At 67.3% G+C, this 6,635-nt stretch carries 7 protein-coding genes; all 7 read right to left on the reverse strand.

Annotated features, from left to right (window positions below):
• On the reverse strand, positions 1-526 hold a 526-nt coding region (locus tag Q0176_RS05450; RefSeq protein WP_299300021.1), incomplete at its 3' end, for an ankyrin repeat domain-containing protein.
• A 61-nt stretch (positions 527-587) separates the two neighbouring features.
• On the reverse strand, positions 588-1,508 hold the full coding sequence (locus Q0176_RS05455) for a GGDEF domain-containing protein (RefSeq protein ID WP_299300022.1): 921 nt from the start codon (positions 1,506-1,508) through the stop codon (positions 588-590).
• Positions 1,509-1,597: 89 nt separating this feature from the next.
• A complete protein-coding gene (locus Q0176_RS05460) occupies positions 1,598-2,275 on the reverse strand; it encodes a lipid-binding SYLF domain-containing protein (protein ID WP_299300024.1) in 678 nt (225 codons plus the stop codon).
• Positions 2,275-3,300 (reverse strand): Ppx/GppA family phosphatase, encoded by a 1,026-nt coding sequence (locus Q0176_RS05465; RefSeq protein ID WP_299300026.1) that lies wholly within the window; start codon positions 3,298-3,300, stop codon positions 2,275-2,277. Before Q0176_RS05465 ends, Q0176_RS05460 begins: the two co-directional genes overlap by 1 nt.
• Before the next feature lie 3 nt (positions 3,301-3,303).
• The gene (locus tag Q0176_RS05470) at positions 3,304-4,491 is read right to left on the reverse strand and encodes a YibE/F family protein (RefSeq protein ID WP_299300028.1); all 1,188 of its coding nucleotides are present in this window, start codon (positions 4,489-4,491) and stop codon (positions 3,304-3,306) included.
• 75 nt (positions 4,492-4,566) lie between these two features.
• Positions 4,567-5,508, reverse strand: a complete 942-nt coding sequence (locus Q0176_RS05475; protein ID WP_299300030.1) for an RluA family pseudouridine synthase — start codon at positions 5,506-5,508, stop codon at positions 4,567-4,569.
• Positions 5,505-6,554 carry an HD domain-containing protein gene (locus Q0176_RS05480; RefSeq protein WP_299300032.1) on the reverse strand — a complete coding sequence of 350 codons (1,050 nt, stop codon included), beginning with the start codon at positions 6,552-6,554 and terminating at the stop codon, positions 5,505-5,507. Before Q0176_RS05480 ends, Q0176_RS05475 begins: the two co-directional genes overlap by 4 nt.
• Positions 6,555-6,635 lie beyond the last annotated feature (81 nt).

Here is a 6,635-nt window from a genome sequence, read left to right on the forward strand (position 1 = left end):
CCCGGTTGCGCCGGGCGTATTCCAGGGCGGTCCTCCCCGAGTCGTCGACGATGGACGGGTCCGCTCCGGAGTCCAGCAGCAGCCCGACGGCCTGGGCAGGCTGCGGGTGGATCAGGGAGGTCATGCAGAGGTAGATCAACGCCGTCCGGCCGTCGTCGGCCCGGGCGTTCACGTCGGCCCCGGCATCGATCAGCATCCTGAGCTGATTCAGGAGGTCCTTGCCGTACAGGGCCACGATCATCAGGGGCGTGGCACCGTCCCGGTCCCGCGCATGGATGTCCGCACCCCGTTCGAGCAGCAGGGGGAACACTCCGATATCCTTGTTGAAGACCGACTCCACCAGAGGGGTGGAGCCGTTGCCGCGCCGCACGTTGACGTTCGCCCCCCGGTTCAGGGCCGCGCGCACCTGAGCGGTCGTCCCGAAGTGCGCGAGATGGAGAAAGTCCGACCTCTCGGCGGAGAAGGCCCCCACCGCCATAAAAAGCATCAGGATCGCCGCCAGGGCAAAACGAGCTCCGTTTTTCATTCTCAATTCTCCTCCGTTCGCATCCACAAGAATTCTACGAGCCGATACGGCATGAGCCCCGTCAGGCCGGCTCGAACGTGACCCGGTTCCGCCCCTCGCGCTTGCTTCGGTAGAGGCAGTCGTCCATCCGGGAGAGCAGGGAGGCCGGCGTCTCTCCCTTGCGGGGTTCCGTGGCGCCGAAGGACATGGTCACACGGACCTCCACCATCCCGGACTGGATCACGGTAGCGCCGATCGCCTCCCGAAGACGGTCCAGGCGGCGCACCAGGTCCTCCGCCGAGATGTTCTTCAGCAGGATGAGGAACTCCTCCCCGCCCCAGCGCCCCACGACATCCGAGGCTCGCAGCTTGTGCGAGAGGACGCGGGCCACCTCCTTGAGCACCTCATCCCCCACGTCGTGGCCGTAGGAGTCGTTGACGTTCTTGAAAAAGTCGATGTCGCACATGACGCCGACGAAGCTCCTCCGCTCCTCCTCCCAGAGCCGGAGGGCCTCCTGGAGCTTCTCCTCGAGATAGCGGCGATTGGGGATGTTCGTCAGGGCGTCGCAGTAGGCGATCTGGCTCATCTCCGAGAGGCGGTTCTCGAGGTCCCTGGACTCCCGGACGGACCCGAAGACCAGGGCCGCGCCGACCACCTTTCCCCTCCGCCCCAACAGGGGGAAAGAGCTCAGCTCGAGGGGGATCCAATACCCGTCCCTGTGGCGCAGATTCGTCACGATAGGGACCGTTCCGGAAATCGGGGACGCGGGGATGCAGCTCTCCAGGGAGCCCTGACAGCTGCAGAAGGACACGAGGTTCAGATCCGTCCCACTGATCCAATCGCAGCAAGGCTTCCCCACGACGTCCTCCGCGCGGTACCCCAGAAAAAACTCGGCCGCGTCGTTCCAGTACGTGATCAGGCGCTCCGTATTCAGAAAGCACACCCCGCTGAGGAGCCCATCCAGGAGAACGCGCTCCTGAGGAGAAGGTAACAGAGACTTCACATTTTTTCCTCCTTGCCGGTCCCGCTGCAAATCGTCCCCTCCCCCTCAAAAGTCCGTCCCACCCCGACCCCGAGGGCCACGGGAGAACGCTATCTCGCCCTTTTGGCCAGGCGTCCCAACTCCTCGACGAGGGGGCGAATGCGCTTGTCGTTCGCCGGTTTCCGAAGCGCATCGGCCGCGCTGATCTTCTTCTTCCAGTACTCCTCGTTGCGCTTGACGCTGATGCTGATGACCGATCCCTCCAGGGAGACCCCGGCGAAGAGCCCCTTCGTCATGGAATAGCTGTAGATGGACGCCTTCATCTGAGCGTCCGTCGCGGCCTCGGCGCGCCGCCCCACGGGCCCGGCGGCCACCGACACGTCCCCGCCGAGCTTGGTCTTGCTGCTCAGGAAGGCCTCGACCCCCTTCTCGTTCGTCACGACGAGGATCAGGGAGATCTTCTGGGCCCCGATCTGGAGCCCCAGGGAGCCGCCCCCCAGGTTATAAAAGCTCGGGCCGTACCATTTCCCCTTCTCCTTGCGCAGGATCAGCCCCTCGCCATACTCCCCGCCAAGGATGAATCCCGCCTTGACCATCGAGGGCACGAAGGCAACGGCATGGGCCCCCTCGACGACATCCGCCATGTCCCGCGTGTCGTCCTGATTGAGCATCGCCCTCAGGACATCGACGGAATCCCTGATCAACGACTCCGGGGACGCCGCAGCAGCAGGGGACGCCCTCAGCACGAAGGTCATGAGGACCAGAACCGCACCCAGAAATTTTCGCATCACTTCGCCGCCTTTCTCTCACAATCGTCCTCTCCGCCGCTTCCCGCCCCCGACGGGGACGCCGCCGCGCACGGACGAGGGAGTCCGTCGGAATGGAGAAGCCCGTCGGACTCGAACATCTGAACCAAAAGCCCATGCCGGAGCCCATTGATGCTCACGGTAAAGGATCCGGCGCCCAACGCCTCCAGCGCGCACAGCACAATGCACGAGCTGGCCAGAACCAGGTCGGCCCGGCTCGCGGGCAGACCGCGAATGCGGCGCCGTGCCTCGAGCGTTGCGGCGGCGTAGCGGCGCATCTGCCCCTCGACGTCCCCGCGGGTCAGCTCCATGCCGTTGAGCCTGAGGGGCGCGAAGCCGGGGAGCCCCAGCTTGACCGAGGCCATGGCCACCACCCCGCCCCCCAGTCCGATAACCGACGGGGGCCTCGAGGGGTCCGCCCACTCTATTTTACTGCAAAGAAGCAGATCCCGGACATACCGCAGGGCCAGGTCCAGGGATTCCGGGGCCGGGGGATCCGCCGCAAAGAAACGCTCGGTGAGGCTCACCGCGCCCACGGCGACGCTCTCCGAGCGCGTCGCGCCCCCCGGCGAGGCCCCGAATACGAACTCCGTGCTCCCCCCTCCCGTGTCGAACACCGCAAAGGAGCCGCCGTCGGAGCCGTCCAGCGCACCCCTCCAGGCGAGGCGGGCCTCCTCCTCCCCCGAGAGGATCCGGACCTCGAGCCCCGTGCGGCCGAGGATCTCCCTCAGGAAGTCCTGCGCGTTCTCCGCGACGCGAAGGGCCATTGTCCCGACCAGGCATGGCTCCGCCCCCATCTCGCGCGAACGGCGGACCATCTCCTCCACCACACGGGCTCCGTTCCGGATCGCCTCCCTCCTCAGCCGTCCGTCCGCGGTCCGCCTGCCCAGGCGGACGACCTCGGTCGTGTCCAGCAGCACCTCGATCCGCCCCGCAGGGCAGCGCGCGACGCGCAGCTTGATGGAGTTGCTCCCGATGTCGACGACGGAACGGACCCCGGCCCCCATAACCTAAACGCCCCCCCCGCCGCCCTGGAGGCGTCGGCGCGTCCACCCCTCCTGGAGGATGAAGAACAGGGCCGTCGCGGGGATCGTGAGCAGGAGCCCGGCCGTCCCGGCGAGGCTCTGCACGATCTCCTGGGCGATATACGGATCGTTGAGGAGGCCGACGACGTCGGCCCCCGCGCTGCTGATCAGGATCGTCATGGGCAGCGCCGCCCCCAGATAGGCCAGGATCAGGGTGTTGATCATGCTCCCCAGCACCTCGCTCCCGACGTTCAGGCCCGCCGTCAGGAGGCGCCGCAGGGGGATATCCGGGTCGTAGTCCACGAGCTCCGCCATCGAGGCCGTTATGGAGATGCCGACGTCGAGGACCGCGCCGATGGCCCCGATCAGGATCGAGGCGAGCAGCAGCCCGCGGACGTCGATGTCGGGGAGGGTCGAGGCCAGCAGGGCGGCCCCCTCCCCCGCCAGCCCGTTGAGCTGCCAGCAGAGGACCATCGCCCATCCCATAAGGAACCCGCAGCCGACGCCGCCCAGACTGCCGAGGAGGGCGACCGTGCGGCAGCGGGAACGCTTGACGACGCAGACGATCGTCAGGACCGAGATCACGAGCACGGCGGCGAACGCCAGGGGAATCGGGGGCCAGCCCGCCGACATCAGGGGGATCACCCCCCAGAGCAGGCAGACGATGGAGAGCCCCAGGCCCAGCAGGGCCCGGAAGCCCGCCCATCCGGCAAAGGTCAGCAGCAGGGACGAGACCAGTGCGACGAAGGCGGCGACCGAGGGGATGCGGTAGGCATCGGCTATGGAGTACTGCTTGCTGCCGTCCTCGAAGGTGTCTTCCACCAGCAGATAGCGATGATCCGGAATCGGATCGACGCCGCTCCCGGCAAGGCGGGTCACAACGACGACGAAGGTACGCCCCTTCTGCTCCCCCGTCAGCACGAGGACCTTCAGCGGGCGCTCGAGGGCGGGAAAGGTCTCGTCGCCGTTCCCGTCCGCGCTTCGGCCGTCCGGAACCTTCTCCCGGGGCGCCTCGGGCCCCGCCTCGAGGACCCTCACGACGAGGGATTCCCGGCTGTTCCAGATCCCTATCGTCCAATAGTCCGCCGCCCAATAGACCAGCCCGACGAAAAACAGGCTGACGAGAAAACGCAGAAGAAACATCCTCCAACCGGACAGGCCGGACAGAATCATCTCAAATCCCCCTCGCTCCGCGGCCGACCGAACGACTGCACGTTCTGCAACTCGGCATCGGTCGCCCCCTCGAACTCAATCCAGATCCCGATCGTCCCAGCCCCACTCGGCGGCGAAGGAGCGCATGTCCTCCGGCAGGGGCGCACGGAAAGTCCGCCCCGACAGCTCGGCCAGGGGAGCATCGCGCAGCTCGGGAAACCCCAGCAGGGCCGCGTGAAGCAGAGGACGCCGCACCCGCTCCGCCCATCTCCGGTTGGCCTCGAAGCAGCCGTACTTCCGGTCCCCCAGGATGGGAAACCCCGCGTGGGCCATGTGCACGCGGGCCTGGTGCGTGCGCCCCGTCAGAAGGTCGATGGACACCAGGGAAAGTTTTTCGTCCTCCGCCCCCGCCAGCCGCCGGAAGCGCGTCAGCGCGCTCTTTCCGTCCCGGTCCACCCGAACGGTGTTCGCCGCGGCATCCTTCAGGAGCGGCGCATCGACCTCCCCCGACTCGGGGGCCCGCCCCACGACGACCGCCAGGTAGCGCTTCGTCACGCGTCTCTCCTTGAAAAGGCGCTCCAATCCCCTCAGGGCATCCCCTCTGAGGGCGACGGCGAGCGCGCCCGTCGTGTTTCGGTCAAGGCGGTGGACCGCGGCGGGCGAGAAGCCGGCCTCCCGCCCCCCGACCATGCCCCAGACCCGGGTCACGACGCTGTCCCCGTCCTTGACGTCGGGCTGGACGAGCAGGTTCGCGGGCTTGTCCACCACCAGCGCCGACTCCCCGCGCCAGAGGATCGGGACGGTCCCCCAGCGCCGCTCGAAGGTCCGCTCCTCCGGCCCCTCCCAGGAGACGTAGAGCTCCTGCCCCGCGTGGACGCGCGTTCCCGGCTCCCGAACCCGAACGGAGTCCAGGCGCACCGACCCCATGCGGAGCCCGCGCATGATCGCGGAGAGCGGCATGGCCGGCCATATCGACCGCAACGTGCGGTCGAGCCGCCGCCCGTCATGGTCCCGGGACAGGATCAGGCTGTGGCTCATCGCCGAGCTTCTTCCCCGCCCGGGCCGGCCAGGGGGGCCGGAGCCGCGGCGGAACCGCGCCACAGCCGACGCTGCAGCACGGGGACGAAGTCGGTCACGTCCCGCCCCGCATCCATCTGGGCCACCTGCTCCCGCCAGCAGTAGAGCTTGAAGTCCAGCTCGTCCGCGGCCGAGACGATCATCGCCTCGGACGTGGCGGGGAGCACCGGCGATCCGAACTCCCGGCTGCCGTGATGGCTCACCAGGATGTGCCCGATCGCCAGGGCCCGCTCCATGTCGAACCCCTCCTCCTCGACCAGCGACATGAACCGGTGGTACCCCAGGACGATATGGTCCACGACGTTGCCGGGAAGCGTCACCTGGGGCGTCGGGGACAGGCGGTAGGACTCGAGCTTGCCCAGATCGTGCAGAAGCGCCCCCGCGGCGACGATGTCCGCGTCGGCCGGAACGCCGGAGGCGGCGTAGCTCCGAACAAGGGCGAGGGCTGCCCGCGTCACGGACAGCGAGTGCTCCAGCAGCCCCCCCACATAGGCGTGGTGGACCGACACGGCGGCGGGCCAGGCCCTGTATTCCCTCCACAGGCCCCGCTCAAAGAAGATCCTCGTCAGAAAGCCCCTGACGGGCTCCCCGCAGGCTTCGATCCGCTCGCGGAACTCGGCCTCCATCGCCTCGTCGGAGAAGGGCGAACGGCGCACGAAGCCATGCGGCGGATACTTTTCCTGATCCACGCGGTACACCACGTTGAAGTTGTACTGATTCTGGTCCCGGAACTCCACCACCTTGCCCATCAGCCCGACGGTGCACCCCTCCAGGCCGAGGGCCGCGTCGTCGGCGAGGGGGTCGAGGCGTATCCTGGAGTCCCCCTCGAGGTTCCACCACTCGGAGCTGCTCCAGATCTTGCCGTCTATCTGTCCCGTCCCGTCCATCACCGAGATGTCCCAGAAGGGATTGTCGTTTTTATCCTTCTTGCGCACGAGGCGCGAGGCGACCCCCAGCAGAGAAAACGTCGCGTCCTTGGGCAGCCTGCGGACCTCCTCCGTCGTCAACCTTTGTTTTTCCTTCAATTCCGTCCGCTCTCTTCCATTTCGCTGTCTTTTATTCCGTTCTTTTCCATGAAATCGAAACCG

Origin of the sequence: uncultured Fretibacterium sp. (genome assembly GCF_938040765.1) — a bacterium.
Taxonomy (GTDB): domain Bacteria; phylum Synergistota; class Synergistia; order Synergistales; family Aminobacteriaceae; genus CAJPSE01.